Origin of the sequence: Pseudomonas sp. CFSAN084952, from assembly GCF_009648855.1 — a bacterium.
In the GTDB taxonomy this organism is placed as follows: domain Bacteria; phylum Pseudomonadota; class Gammaproteobacteria; order Pseudomonadales; family Pseudomonadaceae; genus Aquipseudomonas; species Aquipseudomonas paracarnis.
Genome location: NZ_CP045767.1, coordinates 5,153,842 through 5,170,627 on the forward strand (window position 1 = coordinate 5,153,842; position 16,786 = coordinate 5,170,627).

The following is a 16,786-nucleotide window of genomic DNA, read 5'->3' on the forward strand; positions in this document are numbered from 1 at the left end:
TGGCGAAGGCGCGCAGAGCTGCCACGCGCGCCGAACACCTTGTACTACAAGGCCCGCAGCCACATACAGCAGGTCGATCCGAAAGACGGAGCGCACCGAATGCCGCGCATTGTAGCCTCAAGCCGTAGGACTGGCACCTAACCGATTTGCCGAGCCGAGCGACGAATCAGCCCGATGACCGGCAACAAGCCGACCAGCACAAGGGTCAGCGCCGGCAAAGACGCCCGTGCCCATTCGCCTTCACTGGTCATTTCAAAGATGCGGACCGCCAGGGTGTCCCAGCCAAACGGGCGCATCAGCAAGGTGGCCGGCATTTCCTTGAGCACATCCACGAACACCAGCAGCGCTGCGCTCAACGTGCCCGGCAGCAATAACGGCAGATACACTTTGCAAAACAGTCGTGGGCCGCTCACCCCAAGGCTGCGTGCCGCTTCGGGCAAAGACGGTCGGATTCGCGCCAGGCTGTTTTCCAGCGGCCCGTAGGCCACCGCCAGGAACCGCACCAGGTACGCCAGCACCAGTGCCGACAGGCTGCCCAGCAGCAAAGGCTTGCCCGCCCCGCCCAGCCAGCCGGAGAGCGGCACCACCAGCTCGCGGTCCAGATAGCTGAACGCCAGCATGATCGACACCGCCAGCACCGAGCCTGGCAAGGCATAGCCGACATTGGCCAGGTTGATACCGGAGCGAATCGCCCGGGTGGGCGCCAGACGGTTGGCAAAGGCCAGTATCAGCGCGACGCTGACGGTGATCAGGGCTGCGATACCGCCCAGGTAGAGGGTATGCACGATCAGCCCGGTGTAACGTTCATCCAGGTCGAAGCGGCCACGCTGCCAGAACCACGCCACCAGTTGCAGCATCGGAATCACGAACGCACAGGCGAAGACCAGGCTGCACCACACGCTGGCCGCCACGGCTTTGAACCCGCGCAAGTGGTACAACGCCTTGCCCCGCGGGCGCTCATTGCTCGGTCGACTGGCCCCCCGCGCACGTCGCTCGCCATACAGCACCAACATCACTACCAGCAGCAACAGACTCGCCAGTTGCGCGGCACTGGACAGGCTGAAAAAGCCGTACCAGGTTTTATAGATAGCGGTGGTGAAGGTGTCGAAATTGAACACCGAGACCGCGCCAAAATCCGCGAGTGTCTCCATCAACGCCAAGGCCACACCAGCACCAATCGCTGGCCGCGCCATTGGCAATGCCACACGCCAGAACGCTTGCCATGGCGATTGCCCCAGCACCCGCGCCGCTTCCATCAAGCCTTTGCCCTGAGCCAGGAACGCGCTGCGCGCCAGCAGGTAGACATAGGGATAGAACACCAGCACCAACACGATGACCACGCCGCTGGTAGAGCGTACCCGCGGCAAGCGCAACCCGGTGCCGAACCACTCGCGCAGCAGGGTTTGCACCGGGCCGGCGAAATCCAGCAGGCCCACAAACACGAAGGCCAGCACATAGGCAGGGATTGCAAAGGGCAACATCAGTGCCCAGTCGAGCCAGCGCCGCCCGGGGAACTCGCACAGGCTGGTCAGCCAGGCCAGGCTGACGCCCAGCAGCGTCACGCCCAGGCCGACACCGAGCACCAGGGTCAAGGTGTTGCCCAGCAAGCGGGGCATCTGAGTGTCCCAGAGGTGCGACCAGATCTGCGGGTCGATGCTTTGCCAGGACAGCAGCAGCACGCTCAGCGGCAACAGCACCAGGGCGGCGACGCTGAAAACCGGCAGGTACCAGCGACGTTGGGCGGGGTGGGCCAAGGAAAAGCTCTCAGAAAAATAAAGATGTTGAAGCGGCCACTAACCAATGTGGGAGCTGGCTTGCCTGCGATACAAGCACCCCGGTGTATCAGTGATACCGACGTGATGCAATCGCGGGCAAGCCAGCTCCCACAGTCGAGCGGCGCAGCTTCAGTTCCAGCCAGCGCGATCCATCAGGCGAATCGCTTCGGCCTGGCGCTTGCCTGCCACTTCCACTGGCAAGGTATCGGCCACGAACTTGCCCCAGGTCGCCACTTCCGCCGATGGCGGTACCGCCGGGTTGGCCGGGAACTCCTGGTTGACGTCGGCGAAGATCTTCTGCGCCTCAGGCGTGGTCATCCACTCCACCAGCGCCTTGGCCGCTTCCGGGTGTGGTGCGTGCTGGGTCAGGCCGATGCCGGAGAGGTTCACATGCACGCCGCGGTCGCCCTGGTTCGGCCAGAACAACTTCACTGCCAGGTCTGGCTTCTGCTTGTGCAGGCGACCGTAGTAATAGGTGTTGACGATACCCACCTCGCACTGCCCGGCGTTGATGGCCTCCAGCACGGCGATGTCATCGGAGAACACGTCGGTGGAGAGGTTATTCACCCAACCCTTGATGATTTCTTCGGTCTTGGCCGCGCCATGGGTCTCGATCAACGTGGCGGTCAGCGACTGGTTGTAAACTTTTTTCGCCGTGCGCAGGCACAGGCGGCCTTCCCACTGCTTGTCGGCCAGGGCTTCGTAGGTGGTCAGGTCGCCCGGTTTTACCCGGTCGGTGGAATAGGCGATCGTTCGCGCCCGCAGGCTCAAACCGGTCCAGGCGTGGGCCGATGAGCGGTATTGCAGAGGAATGTTGTTGTCAATCACAGGAGAGGTGAACGGTTGCAGGATGCCCATCTGCTCTGCCTGCCAGAGGTTGCCGGCGTCAACGGTGAGCAGCAGGTCGGCGGTGGCGTTCTCGCCCTCGGCCTTGATGCGCTGCATCAACGGGGCTTCCTTGTCGGTGATGAACTTGACCTGTACGCCGGTCTTTTTGGTGTAGGCGTCGAACACAGGCTTGATCAGTTCGTCGATACGCGAGGAGTAGACCACGACTTCGTCGGCCGCCTGCACGGTGGTGCTGCCGATCAGGGTGAGTGCCAGGGCAGTCAGGAGGCGCTTGGGTGCCAACATGGGTGCGGTCTCTCATTTGCAAATGGAGGGCAAATGATAAGGACTCACATTTGGTAACGCTTGGTGGAGGCGTTACCAGATGTTGCACAGCCAGAATATGCGCCGGAGCTGACGGCCTCATCGCGGGCAAGCCCGGCTCCCACAGAGGGTTGTATTGTCAGTTCAGGGTTTGGCGAGTTCGGGGAGATCGCCAGTCAATCCGAGTGCCTGGCGCACAAACACGGCTTTGGCTTCGGGCATCTGGTCGACGATTTTCAAACCCGCGTTGCGCAACCAGCGCAGCGGCAGTTGATCGGCCTGGAACAAGCGCTCAAAGCCTTCCATCGCCGCCATCAGCGCCAGGTTGTGGGGCATGCGGCGCCGCTCGTAACGGCTCAGCACTTTCACATCGGCCAGGCGCTCGCCGCGCTCGGTCGCCGCCAACAGCACTTCGGCCAGCACGGCTGCATCGAGCAAACCCAGGTTGACGCCCTGCCCCGCCAACGGGTGGATGACGTGAGCGGCGTCGCCGATCAGTGCCAGGCCTTCGGCCACATAGCGTTTGGCATGGCGCTGGCGCAACGGTACGCACACACGCGGGTCAGCACTGAGCACGGTGCCCAGGCGCCCCTCGAAAGCACGCTCCAGCTCACGGCAGAAGCCTTCGTCATCCAGCGCCATCAAGCGCTCGGATTCGGCGGGCGTGGTCGACCAGACTATCGAACACCAGTCTTCCTGCCCATCACGCACCAGCGGCAGGAACGCCAGCGGACCGGTGTCGGTGAAGCGTTGCCACGCGGTGCGCTGGTGCGGCTGACTGCTGCGCACGCTGGTGACGATGGCGTTATGCAGGTAATCCCATTCACGGGTAGGTGTACCGGTCAGGCGGCGTACGGCGGAGTTGGCACCGTCGGCGGCCACCACCAGCGGCGCGCGCAGCTTGCGGCCGTCGGCCAGGGTCAGTAACCAGTCATCGCCGGAGCGGCGCATCTGTTCCAGGCGCGCACTGGCCAGCAGGCCGAGGTCGCAGTCATGCAGGCGATCGAGCAAGGCATCCTGCACCACGCGGTTCTCGACGATATGCCCAAGCACCTCGGCATGCACACTGGCCGCCGAGAAGTGGATCTGCCCGGTGCCGCTGCCGTCCCATACCTGCATTTCGCCATAGGGGCTTGCACGCCGCTCTACGATACCGTCCCACACGCCCAGGCGCTCAAGAATGCGCTGGCTGGCCGCCGACAACGCGCTCACCCGCGGTTCAAACGCCGCAGCCGGGTCAAATGGCTTGACGCTCAACGGGCTGCCGTCGAGCAGCAGTACTTGCAAGCCACTGCCCTGCAACGCCAGCGCCAGGGCGCTTCCGACCATTCCGGCCCCGACAATCAGCACATCTGCGCGCATGTCCATATTCAAGCCTGTCTCGCTGGCGGCTTGCGCCGCACATAAAGGGTTTTGTCGACCCGCGCCACCAGAGTGCCGGAGCCGTCATGAATCTCGACTTTGAGGTGGGGCAGATATTTCTCGCCACCTTCAGTCTGGCGCCGGATCTGATCGAGCAAAGCGTCGTCGATGGAGAATTCGGCATACACCGGGCCTTTGCCCGGCGAGATGAAGTCGATACTCGCAGCCTTGTCCCACACGATGTAGTCGCGGCCCAGGTTCTCGATCAACAGCAACATGTAGAACGGATCGACCATCGAATACAGGCTGCCGCCAAATTGCGTACCGACGTAATTGCGGTTGTACCAACCCAGGCCCATGCGCACCTTGGCATGTCGGAAATCGGCACTCAATGCCTGCACCCGCACCCCGGCGCCGAGGTACGGCGGGTACAGGGTGAGGAACCAGCGCAACAGCCGCGCCTTGCCCACGCGTTGGGTTAGCCACTTACGCATCGGAACGCGTACCCAGGCCCATGGCCTGACGGGCGAACCAGCGTTTGGCCGGTGGTAACAGGTCGAGGCCAAGCAAGCCCATATTGCGGCCCAGCGCCATCAACGGTTGGGCACTGCCAAACAGGCGCGTGACCTGGTCGGAGAAGCCTACGGTGAGTTGCTGGTCCAGGCGCTGGCGCTCGCGATAGCCTTGCAAGGTCGCCAGGTCACCCGGCACAGCAGGCCCGGCCAACAGGGCTTCGGCCAAGGCATTGGCATCGCGCAGGGACAGGTTGAACCCCTGCCCGGCAATCGGGTGCAGGCTGTGGGCGGCATTGCCGAGGACCACCAGGTGCGAACGCACTTGCTCTTCGGCTTCCACCAGGGTCAACGGGTACAGGTGGCGGGCGCCCACTTGCTTGAGGGTGCCCAGGCGATACCCGAACACACCCTGAAGTTCGCTCAGGAAGCTACGCTCGTCGAGGCTGGCCAAGCGCTGGGCGTCCATGCCGATGCGGGTCCAGACCAGCGCGCAACGGTTGTCCGGCAGCGGCAGCAAGGCCATGGGGCCTTCATCGGTAAAGCGCTCGAACGCCTCGCCATTGTGCGCTTCGCTCGGCGTGATGTTGGCGATCAGCGCGCTCTGGTTGTAGGGCCGGGTTTTCACGCCGATGCCCAGCTGCTCACGCAAGCCGGAACGGCCGCCATCGGCCAGTACCGCAAGGTCGCATTCCAGCACGGTTTCATCGTTGAGGGTCAGGCGATAGCCATCGGGCAGAGGCTCCATGCGCGTGACTTCTGCCGGGCAACGCCAGCTCACTACGTCCTTGTCCAAGCCTTGCCACAGGCATTGGCCGAGCCAGGCGTTTTCCACCACATAACCCAGGGCTGGCACGCCCTCCTCCATCGCGGACAAACGCGCGGTGGAGAAGCGCCCACGGTCCGATACATGGATCTGCTTGATCGGCTCCGCCCGTCGGAAAATGGCCTGCCACAGGCCCAGACGCTGGTAAATCTGGCGCGCGCCAAACGACAGCGCGGAAGAGCGCGCATCGTAGCTCGGCTGGTAGCTGTCGCCCGGTGCAAAGGGTTCGATCAGCACGATCTTCCAACCCCGCGCCTTGGCCCCGGCTTGCAATGCCAGGGCCAGGCTGGCCCCCACCAGGCCGCCGCCGACAATCGCCAGGTTGACCCGGCTCATCGGGCAGCCGCCATCAACGCTTCGATCTCGGCAACGGTCTTGGGCACGCCGCCGGTCAGGATTTCACAGCCTTGCTTGGTCACTACCACGTCGTCCTCGATGCGCACGCCAATGCCACGCCATTTCTTTGCCACTGTCTGGTTGTCCGGGGAAATATAGATGCCCGGCTCCACGGTCAAGGCCATGCCCACTTCCAGCACGCGCCATTCACCGCCCACTTTGTACTCGCCCACATCATGCACATCCATGCCCAGCCAGTGGCCGGCACGGTGCATGTAGAAGGCGCGGTAGGCTTCGCTGGCGATCAGTTCGTCAACGTCACCTTGCAACAACCCCAGCTTCACCAGGCCGGCGGTGATGACCTGCACGGTCGCCTCGTGGGCCTGGTTCCAATGTTTGTTCGGCGCGATCTGCTTGAAGGCGGCTTCCTGGGAGGCCAGCACAATCTCGTAGATCGCCTTTTGCTCGGGCGAAAACTTGCCGTTGACCGGCCAGGTACGGGTGATATCGCTGGCGTAGCAATCGATCTCACACCCGGCGTCGATCAGCACCAGGTCGCCGTCCTTGAGCACCGCGTCATTCTGCTGGTAATGCAGGATGCAGCTGTTGCGCCCAGCAGCGACGATGGAGCCATAGGCCGGCATCTTCGCGCCGCCTTTGCGAAACTCGTAATCCAGCTCGGCTTCCAGGCTGAACTCATGCAGGCCGGCACGACTGGCCTGCATCGCCCGCACATGGGCCGCACAGGAAATTCGCGCCGCCTCGCGCATCACCTTCACTTCTGCCGCCGATTTATACAGGCGCATATCGTGGAGCAAATGATCCAGGGCAACGAATTCGTTCGGCGGCTGGGCGCCCAGGTGTGCTTTGGAACGGATCACGTTGATCCACTCCATCACGTGCCGGTCGAACTCGGCATTGCTGCCCATGGCCGAGTACACGCGGTCGCGACCTTCGATCAGGCCGGGCAGGATGTCGTCGATATCGGTAATGGGGAAGGCGTCATCCGCGCCAAAGTCGCGAATCGCGCCCTCGGTGCCCGCACGCAGGCCGTCCCACAATTCGCGCTCGGCATTGCGCTCGCGGCAGAACAGCACGTACTCGCCGTGCTGGCGACCGGGCATCAGCACGATCACCGCTTCGGGCTCGGGGAAACCGCTCAGGTACTGAAAATCGCTGTCCTGGCGGTAAACATGCTCGACATCGCGGTTGCGGATGGCCACGGCGGCGGCCGGCAGGATCGCGATGCTGTTGGGTTCCATCTGCGCCATGAGCGCTTTGCGGCGCCGGGTGTATTCCGCTTTGGGGATATGGATCATGGGCAGATGGGTGTCCTTTCTCAGTGCAACGACGGCTTGGGAGCAGCGGGCTCAGCGGACTTGCGGGTCTCGGTGAACAGCAGCAGCGGCGCGACGCGCAGGTACTCCATGACTTCCATGTAGTCGCCTTCGCCGTCTTCGGATTCTTCCAGGGCATCTTGCACCTGGGAGATGGCCGCCAGGTCCTGCAGCACTTCCTTGGCGTCGGTGCTCAGCTCCAGGCCGCCGGCATTCACGCCGAAACCGTGGAGGAAACCCTGGCACCATTGGCCCAGCGCGGCAGCGCGATCGGCCAGCGGGGCGTCGTCGGTGGGCAGCAGCAGGACCACGGTGACGTCATCACCGGTCAGTTCGCCCTTGACCATTTCTTGCAGGCCGATCAATGCGTTGCGCACATTGTCGGTGGGTTCGGTTTCCAGCAGCTCGGCCACATCGGCCAGCCAGTTGTCGGCATCAAAGCCGACACCGGTGCAACTGCGGCCCAACAGCACGCCGTGCAGTTCAGCAGGCGAGCATGGATGGCCGCTGGCGCTCAGCAGTTTGGAAAAAGCATCGTACGGGGAGTTCTGAATGGGCATGGTGAGCTAGGCGCCAGACGGCGCAATGTCTAGAATGGAGCGCTGTATCCTAGCACCGGCAGACGCACCAAGACTATCGAGGGCGTCAGATCGTTTATCCTGCAGTTGCCATTCATCAGACAAATCCAGTGGAACCCAATGGAAGACACCGACCTGCAAGCGCTGATGGCCAGACTCGAACTGCTAATTGATCGGGTCGAGCAACTTAAGAGTCAAAACGGACTCCTATTAGCTCAGGAAAAGACCTGGCGCGAGGAACGCGCTCACCTCATTGAAAAAAACGAAATCGCCCGGCGTAAGGTCGAATCGATGATTTCGCGCCTGAAGGCCCTGGAGCAAGACTCATGAGTTCAAGCAATAGCGTTACCGTGCAGATCCTCGACAAAGAATATTCGATCATCTGCCCCCAGGAAGAACGCAGCAACCTGGTGAGCGCTGCCCGCTACCTGGACGGCAAGATGCGCGAAATCCGCAGCAGCGGCAAAGTGATCGGCGCCGACCGCATCGCCGTGATGGCCGCGCTGAATATCACCCATGACCTGCTGCATAAGCAGGAGCGCCCTGACGTACAGGCCAGCGGCTCGACGCGCGAGCAGGTGCGTGACCTGCTCGATCGCGTGGATCTGGTGCTTTCCACCGATTCAGACACACCCAAGGGCTGATTGCCGAGCAGGTTTAAGGTATACTCGCCCCACTCCCTGGCGTGTTTGCCAGTCGGCGATGTCCCTGAGCCGATTCGCACTACCCTGGAAGTTGCACGTTGGGCTGGTGTGCATGTCCGCTAGACGGAAAGCCTTAAAGCCTACTGCTTCTTCCACCTTGAACTTTCGGGTTCAAGGGCTAAGTCGACAGCGGCTCTGTCGGGGAGCCTGAATTCCCAAACTCAATGCCAGTCCCCGGACTGGCATTGTTTTATGAGCCGAAAAATCATGACCGAACCTGCGCCGCTTTCCCGTCCGCAACTTCGACGCATGTTGCGCAAGGCCCGCCGCGCGCTCACGCCAAGCGAGCAGCGCCAGGCCGCTCAGGGTCTGTACCGGCAACTGGCACAGCACCCGCTGTTTCGCCGGGCCAAACATATCTCTTTATATCTGCCCACGGACGGTGAAATCGATCCGCGCCTGCTGCTGCGTGCGGCCCAGCGTCGCGGCAAAGCCACTTACCTGCCGGTGCTCAGCGCCTGGCCGCGCACCAAGATGGTGTTCCAGCGCGTACGCCCTGGGGATAGGTTGTTGCCCAACCGCTTTCGCATCCTTGAGCCACGGGTCAATGCCCATCACCAGCGCCAAGTCTGGGCGCTGGACCTGGTATTGTTGCCGTTGGTGGGGTTCGATGATGTGGGTGGGCGCCTGGGCATGGGCGGCGGGTTCTACGATCGCAGCCTGGCCTATCTTGCCCGCCGCCAGAGCTGGCGCAAGCCAACGCTGCTGGGGCTGGCCCATGAATGCCAGAAAGTCGAACGCCTGGCGCAGGCAAGCTGGGATGTGCCGTTGGCGGGGACGGTGACTGATAAGCAGTGGTATGTCGCACAAACGCCGCTGGAAACAGCGGCGCCTTGGTGAATGCTTGAGTTAACGCTTGAACGGTTGTGGCTGCTGCTGAGCCAGTTCAACCGGTGCATCGGTCTTGTTCGACCACAGGCTCTGGGCATAACCGGTGGTCACGACGCCCAGACCAAACAAAATAACCAAAATCCATAGTAAATCCGGCTTACGTTGCATCGATTGCCCCCCTTTCAGGCACCTCGTACACGATGACAACAACGTTCCAAAGTAGTCCGTTGCAGCTGCGTCAAGCTTAAAAGCGCGCATTCTGCGGTAACGTGAACCAACACGCAAACCTTGACGCCAACCGACTGTCGGTTTGTCATGCAATTGCCCGACAACTTACCCAATGCCTTTTTCAGGAGCCCAACCATGGCCTACTGGCTGATGAAATCCGAGCCCGACGAACTCTCCATCAACGGCCTGGAAAAGCTCGGCGAAGCGCGCTGGGACGGGGTACGCAACTATCAGGCGCGCAACTTTTTGCGCGCCATGGCCGTGGGCGACGAGTTTTTTTTCTATCACTCCAGTTGCCCGGAGCCAGGGATTGCCGGCATCGGCAAAATCATCCGGGCCGCCTATCCGGACCCCACTGCGCTGGAACCAGAAAGCCACTATTTCGACGCCAAGGCCACCCCGGAGAAAAACCCGTGGAGCGCGATCGATGTCGCACATGTGCAAACCTTCTCCAAGGTGCTGGGGCTCGGCTATCTAAAACAGCAAACTGCACTGGCTGAAATGCCGCTGGTGCAAAAGGGCAGTCGGCTTTCGGTCATGGCGGTCACACCGGAGCAGTGGGCAGCGGTCCTCCAGTTGCTTTAATTGAAACTGGCTTCTTGCGGTGCCTGTCAGGGCCTCTTCGCGGGCAAGCCCGCTCCCACACTGGAAATGCGAACCCCTCTGGGAGCGGGCTTGCCCGCGATAGTCGCGCAGCGACTTACTGGATGATCAGGTTGTTGAACAGCAGGTCTTCTACCACTGGCTTGCCGGTTTCATCATTCATCACCTGCTGCGTTTGCTTCAACGCTTCCTGACGCAGCTTTTCCTTGCCTTCCACACTGCTCATGGTCTCGTTGGTCTGCTGGGTAAACAGCGCCACCAGTTGGTTGCGAATCAACGGGTCGTTGGCCTTGACCAACTTCGCCGCCTCATCACCCGTCACGCGCAGTGCAATGTCGGCTTTGTAGACCTTGAGCTTGGCGGTGCCATCCAGGCCGTAATTGCCCACGAACGGCGGGCTCAGGCTGATATAGCTGACCTTCGGCGCCTCGCCCTCTTTGGCCTCTTCGGCCTGGGCTGCCATCGGCAAGGTCAGGGCCAGCATCAACAGGATCCACGCTTTCACAGTTCATTCCTCGAATTCGGTTGCCGGGTAGCATAACGCTAGCAAGGCTGAGCACAAGCTTATGGGGGCTTATCAGGCGCGGGCATGCTCGTTGACCCACGGGCGTACCCTCCTACACTTATCGGCCACGACGCCAAAAGGAATAGTCCGATGAAAGCTGTGCTGTGCAAAGCCTTCGGCCCCGCCGAAACCCTGGTGCTGGAAGAGATCGCCGGCCCCGCGATCAAGAAGAACGAAATCCTGTTGGACGTGCACGCGGCCGGGGTGAATTTCCCGGACACGCTGATCATCGAAGGCAAATACCAGTTCAAGCCGCCCTTTCCGTTCTCACCCGGTGGTGAAGCGGCAGGCGTGGTCAGTGAAGTGGGTGAGAAAGTCAGCCATCTGAAAGTCGGTGACCGTGTGATGGCGCTGACCGGCTGGGGCAGCTTTGCCGAGCAGGTCGCGGTGCCCGGCTATAACGTGCTGCCGATCCCGCCGAGCATGGATTTCAACACCGCCGCCGCCTTCAGCATGACCTACGGCACCTCCATGCATGCGCTGAAACAACGCGCCAACCTGCAACCTGGCGAGACCCTGCTGGTGCTTGGCGCGTCCGGCGGCGTGGGCCTGGCCGCCGTGGAGATCGGCAAGGCCATGGGCGCCCGGGTGATTGCCGCCGCCAGCAGCGCCGACAAGCTCGCAGTGGCCAAGGCGGCCGGCGCCGATGAGCTGATCAACTACAGCGAAGCCAGCCTCAAGGATGAGGTCAAGCGCCTGACCGATGGCAATGGCGCTGACGTGATTTACGACCCGGTGGGGGGTGACCTGTTTGACCAGGCCATTCGTTCGATCGCCTGGAATGGGCGCCTGTTGGTGGTGGGTTTCGCCAGCGGGCGTATTCCTGAACTGCCGGTGAACCTGGCGTTGCTCAAGGGCGCAGCGGTGGTCGGGGTGTTCTGGGGTTCGTTTGCCCAGCGCCAACCGCAGGACAATGCAGCGAATTTCCAGCAGCTGTTCACCTGGTATGGCGAGGGCAAGCTCAAGCCGTTGGTGTCGCAGGTGTATCCGCTGGAACAGGCCGCCCAGGCGATCAATGATCTGGGACAGCGCAAGGCAGTGGGTAAAATAGTTGTCCAAACCCGATAACACACCTGAAATGCAATCCATGTGGGAGCTGGCTTGCCTGCGATAGCGGTGGGTCAGCTGCTACAGATGAAGCTGAAAGACCGTCATCGCAGGCAAGCCAGCTCCCACAGTAGTTACTTCGCGGTCTTAGGACCTAACCACGACCATCACTTATCTATAGGCGACATGTTCGTAAAAGAACATGCAATTGCTCTCGTTTCCTGTGTTTGCGGATAAGAGGCGATGCTATTTTCGGTAACGAAACTGTAACATTCGCATCCGCAGTCAAAACAAGAAATTTGGAGCTCTTGAATGTTTGCTTTCTTTCGTCCTGCCGCACACCAGGCGCCCCTGCCTGAAGAAAAAATAGACAGTACCTACCGACGGCTGCGCTGGCAGATCTTCGCGGGTATTTTCTTTGGTTACGCCGGCTACTACCTGCTGCGTAAAAACTTCTCCCTGGCCATGCCCTACCTGATCGACGAGGGTTACACCCGCGGTGAACTGGGCCTGGCGATGTCGGCGATCGCGATTGCCTACGGCTTGTCCAAGTTCCTGATGGGCCTGGTGTCCGACCGCTCCAACCCACGTTACTTCCTGCCCTTCGGCCTGCTGGTTTCGGCGGGGGTGATGTTCATTTTCGGTTTCGCGCCTTGGGCAACCTCCAGCGTGACCATGATGTTCATTTTGCTGTTCATCAACGGCTGGGCCCAGGGCATGGGCTGGCCGCCAAGTGGGCGGACCATGGTGCACTGGTGGTCGCAGAAAGAACGCGGCGGCGTGGTGTCCGTGTGGAACGTGGCGCATAACGTCGGGGGTGGCTTGATCGGCCCGCTGTTCCTGCTCGGCATGGCGTGGTTCAACGACTGGCATGCGGCGTTCTACGTGCCGGCCACCGTGGCCCTGGCGGTGGCGGCGTTTGCCTTCATCACCATGCGCGACACCCCGCAATCGGTGGGCCTGCCGCCTATCGAGCAGTACAAGAACGACTATCCGGAAGGTTACGACGCCAGCCACGAAGACGAATTCAGCGCCAAGGAAATCTTCGTCAAGTACGTGCTGCGCAACAAAATGCTCTGGTACATCGCCTTCGCCAACGTGTTCGTCTATCTGTTGCGTTACGGCGTACTGGACTGGGCGCCGACCTACTTGAAAGAAGCCAAGCACTTCACGGTCGATAAGTCGTCCTGGGCGTACTTCTTCTACGAGTGGGCAGGTATCCCGGGTACGCTGCTATGCGGCTGGATGTCGGACAAGATCTTCCGTGGCAACCGCGGCCTGACCGGCATCGTGTTCATGGCCCTGGTGACAGTGGCAACCCTGGTTTACTGGCTCAACCCGCCGGGCAACCCGATGATCGACATGATTGCGCTGTTCTCCATCGGCTTCCTGATCTACGGCCCGGTGATGCTGATCGGCCTGCAGGCACTGGAACTGGCTCCGAAGAAGGCCGCCGGTACCGCAGCGGGCTTCACCGGCTTGTTCGGTTACCTGGGCGGTTCGGTAGCGGCAAGTGCCGCCATGGGCTATACGGTTGACCATTTCGGCTGGGACGGCGGCTTTGTACTGCTGATCAGCGCCTGCGTACTGGCGATCGCGTTCCTGATCCCTACGCTGTGGCACACCAACAGTGTCAGCTCGGCGCGTTAACCGCCCAGGCAATCCTTGGCACAACGCTTGAGCCGCGCCTCCAGGTTTTTATCTGGCATGGCGTGGCTACGCAGGGCGTTCACGGTCTGCTCGACATAATCGCGAGTCGTACCGTAACGCCCGCAAGCGCTTTGCAGTACATGATTAAGCACGATATCGGGCAAGTTGCCGGCATAGCTGGGCAAATGCCGCTCCAACACAAACCCCAACGCCTGCACGGTGCTGCCATCTTCCAATCGGCAACTGAGCCAGTGCGGCCGGTACGAGGGGTAAGGCATCTCACGCTGCCACAGGGCGTAAAGCGAGGCCTCCAACTGGTCCTCCGGCAAGCGGTAGGCAAACCCGCTGCAGGAACCACCGCGATCCAACCCAAACACCAGCCCCGGCAGCTCCGGCGTACCGCGATGCTCGTGTGACCACAAATACAAGCCACGGTGATAACCGTGAACCCGTGCACGCACCCGCTCGGTCGACGAGCATTCAGGGCGCCAGATCAGCGAACCATACGCAAACAGCCACACCGGCCCACCCTTGTGCCGAGCCATGGTGGCTTGCATCGAGCTCATCAATTGTTCGTGAGTGAGTTGCGGCCCCAGATCGAGCCGCGGAGGGTAAGCCAATTGCAGAAGATCGGTTTCAATGGCGGTCATGGCGAAAAGCGGTGCGCCTCCTGTGTGTTACCAGTTGTAAGCGACTTTACCGTAATAGAACGCGCCGCTGTAACCGTACGGCGAAAAAGTGCTGTAGGCGAGGTTGCCGCCGCTGCTGGCGAAGGCGTTAACCTTCTCCGGGTACTTATCGGTGACGTTGTCGCCACCCAGGGTGAAGGTCCAGTTCTTCAACTTGTAATCCGCTGACAGGTCCAGCACCCAGGCGGCCTTGAAGGTCTGATCGTTGACCTTGTCCGTCTGATAACTGGTGAACTCACCATAGCGCACCAGGTTAGTGTGCAGCGCCCAATTACCGAAGGTGAAGTCATTGCCCAGGCTCAGCTTGTGCTGGGGCGTGGTATCGCCCAGCAAACCGATACGCTCGCGGCGGTCCACCCGCACCAGGTTGGCCCCCAGGCTGTCGAGAATCGCGGGGTTGGCTTTCACGTCGGTGACTTTGGTGTGGTTGTAGTTGTAGCCCACGGTACTGTTCCAGCGAATGCCGTTATCGAGCTGGTAGCGATAGTTGGCTACCAGATCGACGCCATCGGTGCTGGTGTCCGTGGCGTTGGTGAAGTAACGGGCCGTGGTGTAGTTGATATTGCCGACGCCATTGGCTTGCAGGTAGGCCACCGTGGCCGGGTTGAGATTGAGGTTGGACGACAGGCTGATGCGGTCGCGGATGTCGATGCGGTACACATCGAGCGTGACGGTCAGGTCATCGGCCGGCTCGAGCACCAGGCCGAGGCTGTAGTTGCGCGACTTTTCGGCCTTGAGGTCTTCGGCACCCAGCAGGCGCGCGACCTGACTGTTGGCCGGGAAAGTGCCGGCTTCCTGGATGGTGCTACCGATCAACTGCGATGAGGTGTAGGCAAAATTCTGCTGGGCCAGGGACGGCGCACGGAAACCGTTGGAGATGCTGCCGCGCACGGCCACCTGGGGGGTGAAGTCGTAGCGGGCCGACAGCGAGCCGCTGACGTTGGAACCAAAGTCACTGTAATCCTCATGGCGCACGGCAGCCGAGGCGCTGAGCTTTTCGGTGAAGTTGGTTTCCAGGTCCAGATACTGCGCCCAGTTATGCCGCGTGCTGGTACCGGCATCGGCATCGCGGAAACCACCCAGGCCGGAGCTGCCGGTCTGGTAATAGGACGCGGGCTCGCCCGCCTCGATTTCATAGCCCTGATGCAGGTACTCACCGCCGAACGCCACAGAGACCGGATACGGCAGAAAGCCCACATCGAATTCACGGGACAGGTCCAGGCTGACTTGCTTCTGATCGTTGCTCAGTGTGCCGTTATTGAATTTACGCGGCGTCGCGAGGCCCAGTGAGGTGTTGATGGTTTCAGTCCCCAATTCGTACTGGTTCTTGCCGTAGTTGGCCGACAAGTCGTAATGCCAGTCGTAGGCCAGCAGGCCGCGCAAGCCCACTACCAGCGAGGTGTCTTCCAGGTTGCCTTTGATCAGTGGCAGGTAGCCGTTGGGGTTGAGCGCCTTGATGTTGTTGGACGCGTTGCTTGCCCGGTAGAAGGCTGCCGTTTCACCGCGCCGCTTGCTGTAGCCACCGAAGGTGTAGAACTCGGCGGCATCGTTGAAGGCATACTCCGAGTTGAACTGGAATTTGCCTTCATTGGTGGCCGGCTCACCTTGGCGGAACACACGCTGGCCGTAAGTAGTAGAGCCGATGCTGCCGGGGCGGTAGTCGTTGCCGGCGCGGTTGGTGTAATCGTTGTCGGCGCCTTCGGCAGACAGGTTGATAAAGCCATTGTCGCCCAATGCCAGGCCCGTATTACCGCTGACATTACGCTGGATGCCGTCACCCTTTTTGTACTCGCCAAACTTGCTGGAAACCGAGCCGCCATGGTCGGCGTGCTTGAGGATCACGTTGATCACCCCGGCGATCGCATCGGAGCCGTAACGGGCAGAAGCGCCGTCGCGCAGCACCTCGATATGGTCCACCGCCGACAGCGGGATGGCATTCAAGTCTGCCGGAGCCGAACCGCGCCCAACCGCACCGCCCAGATTGACGAAGGCACTGGTATGGCGACGCTTGCCGTTGACCAGTACCAATACCTGGTCCGGCGACAAGCCGCGCAACTGCGCCGGACGCACGAGTTCGGCGCCGTCCACCAGGCCTGGTCGGGGGAAGTTGATCGACGGAATCAGGCGCGCTAATACGGCACCCAGCTCATCGGAGCCGGTGCTGCGCAGGGTTTCACCGGAGATAACGTCGATTGGCGACAGCGATGCACTGGCGGTGCGCTCTTGGGCGCGGGTGCCGGTGACGATCACGGTGTCGAGTTTAGGTGCATCAACCGCAGATGTTTCGTCTGCCAGAACTGGATTGAATCCCACAACGGTCAGCAAATTTGCCGACAAAATCGCCGTGTATAGCGCGTGTTTCCTGTCGCTGCCCATACCGCTCCCCTTTGAATCAAAAATAGAACTGCAATGCGCGAAGTTCGTACGATCGATCCGGCTGGCGGGCGGTGGCGGTCAGTATCTGGTTATGGTCGATGAAGTCGGTAGTCCGTTGCGATATAGCTTAAAGATATTCATCAACCAGAATAAATACCTTAAAAGAATAAGAAAAAGCATAAGCACACTCGCCCATTCGTCAGGATCCACGCGGC

17 protein-coding genes and 1 other RNA gene are annotated in these 16,786 nt (G+C 61.1%); 7 read left to right on the forward strand and 11 right to left on the reverse strand.

Annotated features, from left to right (window positions below; genetic code table 11):
- Positions 1-137: 137 nt before the first annotated feature.
- From GH769_RS23565 to GH769_RS23595, 7 genes are all read right to left on the reverse strand, one after another.
- A complete protein-coding gene (locus tag GH769_RS23565) occupies positions 138-1,754 on the reverse strand; it encodes an iron ABC transporter permease (RefSeq protein WP_032902251.1) in 1,617 nt (538 codons plus the stop codon).
- A 150-nt stretch (positions 1,755-1,904) separates the two neighbouring features.
- Complete coding sequence (locus tag GH769_RS23570) at positions 1,905-2,909, reverse strand: extracellular solute-binding protein (RefSeq protein ID WP_032902249.1); 1,005 nt, start codon at positions 2,907-2,909, stop codon at positions 1,905-1,907.
- 162 nt (positions 2,910-3,071) lie between these two features.
- Positions 3,072-4,289: a 2-octaprenyl-3-methyl-6-methoxy-1,4-benzoquinol hydroxylase gene (locus GH769_RS23575; protein WP_019817787.1), complete on the reverse strand. Its 1,218-nt coding sequence runs from the start codon at positions 4,287-4,289 to the stop codon at positions 3,072-3,074.
- 8 nt (positions 4,290-4,297) lie between these two features.
- Positions 4,298-4,783 carry a DUF4442 domain-containing protein gene (locus GH769_RS23580; RefSeq protein WP_019817788.1) on the reverse strand — a complete coding sequence of 162 codons (486 nt, stop codon included), beginning with the start codon at positions 4,781-4,783 and terminating at the stop codon, positions 4,298-4,300.
- Complete coding sequence (ubiH, locus tag GH769_RS23585) at positions 4,776-5,963, reverse strand: 2-octaprenyl-6-methoxyphenyl hydroxylase (protein WP_020301816.1); 1,188 nt, start codon at positions 5,961-5,963, stop codon at positions 4,776-4,778. The genes GH769_RS23580 and ubiH overlap by 8 nt, the downstream gene beginning before the upstream one ends.
- On the reverse strand, positions 5,960-7,282 hold the full coding sequence (gene pepP / locus GH769_RS23590) for a Xaa-Pro aminopeptidase (RefSeq protein WP_014720408.1): 1,323 nt from the start codon (positions 7,280-7,282) through the stop codon (positions 5,960-5,962). The genes ubiH and pepP overlap by 4 nt, the downstream gene beginning before the upstream one ends.
- Before the next feature lie 20 nt (positions 7,283-7,302).
- The gene (locus GH769_RS23595) at positions 7,303-7,860 is read right to left on the reverse strand and encodes a YecA family protein (protein WP_014720409.1); all 558 of its coding nucleotides are present in this window, start codon (positions 7,858-7,860) and stop codon (positions 7,303-7,305) included.
- Positions 7,861-7,998: 138 nt separating this feature from the next.
- Between GH769_RS23595 and GH769_RS23600 the strand changes: the two genes are divergently transcribed.
- The 4 genes from GH769_RS23600 (at position 7,999) to GH769_RS23615 (ending at position 9,422) form a co-directional block, all read left to right on the forward strand.
- On the forward strand, positions 7,999-8,208 hold the full coding sequence (locus tag GH769_RS23600; RefSeq protein ID WP_003177365.1) for a TIGR02449 family protein: 210 nt from the start codon (positions 7,999-8,001) through the stop codon (positions 8,206-8,208).
- Positions 8,205-8,522: a cell division protein ZapA gene (locus GH769_RS23605; RefSeq protein ID WP_014720410.1), complete on the forward strand. Its 318-nt coding sequence runs from the start codon at positions 8,205-8,207 to the stop codon at positions 8,520-8,522. The genes GH769_RS23600 and GH769_RS23605 overlap by 4 nt, the downstream gene beginning before the upstream one ends.
- A 30-nt stretch (positions 8,523-8,552) precedes the next feature.
- Positions 8,553-8,731, forward strand: a non-coding RNA gene (gene ssrS / locus GH769_RS23610) — 6S RNA.
- Between the two features lie 58 nt (positions 8,732-8,789).
- Entirely contained in the window at positions 8,790-9,422 is a 633-nt protein-coding gene (locus tag GH769_RS23615) for a 5-formyltetrahydrofolate cyclo-ligase (RefSeq protein WP_014720411.1), read from the forward strand.
- 9 nt (positions 9,423-9,431) lie between these two features.
- Here the strand turns inward: GH769_RS23615 and GH769_RS28885 are convergent, their stop codons facing one another.
- Complete coding sequence (locus GH769_RS28885) at positions 9,432-9,581, reverse strand: hypothetical protein (protein WP_010207387.1); 150 nt, start codon at positions 9,579-9,581, stop codon at positions 9,432-9,434.
- A 195-nt stretch (positions 9,582-9,776) separates the two neighbouring features.
- Between GH769_RS28885 and GH769_RS23620 the strand changes: the two genes are divergently transcribed.
- The gene (locus GH769_RS23620) at positions 9,777-10,226 is read left to right on the forward strand and encodes an EVE domain-containing protein (RefSeq protein ID WP_014720412.1); all 450 of its coding nucleotides are present in this window, start codon (positions 9,777-9,779) and stop codon (positions 10,224-10,226) included.
- Between the two features lie 115 nt (positions 10,227-10,341).
- On the opposite strand, the gene GH769_RS23625 is transcribed toward GH769_RS23620, so the two are convergent.
- The gene (locus GH769_RS23625) at positions 10,342-10,749 is read right to left on the reverse strand and encodes a flagellar basal body-associated protein FliL (protein ID WP_014720413.1); all 408 of its coding nucleotides are present in this window, start codon (positions 10,747-10,749) and stop codon (positions 10,342-10,344) included.
- Positions 10,750-10,899: 150 nt separating this feature from the next.
- On the opposite strand from GH769_RS23625, the gene GH769_RS23630 reads away from it, so the two are divergent.
- Together GH769_RS23630 and glpT are read left to right on the forward strand one after the other, a co-directional pair.
- Positions 10,900-11,877, forward strand: a complete 978-nt coding sequence (locus GH769_RS23630; protein ID WP_014720414.1) for an NADPH:quinone oxidoreductase family protein — start codon at positions 10,900-10,902, stop codon at positions 11,875-11,877.
- A gap of 291 nt (positions 11,878-12,168) precedes the next feature.
- Positions 12,169-13,506 carry a glycerol-3-phosphate transporter gene (gene glpT, locus GH769_RS23635; protein WP_014720415.1) on the forward strand — a complete coding sequence of 446 codons (1,338 nt, stop codon included), beginning with the start codon at positions 12,169-12,171 and terminating at the stop codon, positions 13,504-13,506.
- Here the strand turns inward: glpT and GH769_RS23640 are convergent.
- Both GH769_RS23640 and GH769_RS23645 read right to left on the reverse strand, forming a co-directional pair.
- Positions 13,503-14,156 (reverse strand): gamma-glutamylcyclotransferase, encoded by a 654-nt coding sequence (locus GH769_RS23640; RefSeq protein ID WP_014720416.1) that lies wholly within the window; start codon positions 14,154-14,156, stop codon positions 13,503-13,505. The genes glpT and GH769_RS23640 overlap by 4 nt on opposite strands.
- 27 nt (positions 14,157-14,183) lie before the next feature.
- Positions 14,184-16,571 (reverse strand): TonB-dependent siderophore receptor, encoded by a 2,388-nt coding sequence (locus tag GH769_RS23645; RefSeq protein ID WP_032902245.1) that lies wholly within the window; start codon positions 16,569-16,571, stop codon positions 14,184-14,186.
- Positions 16,572-16,786 lie beyond the last annotated feature (215 nt).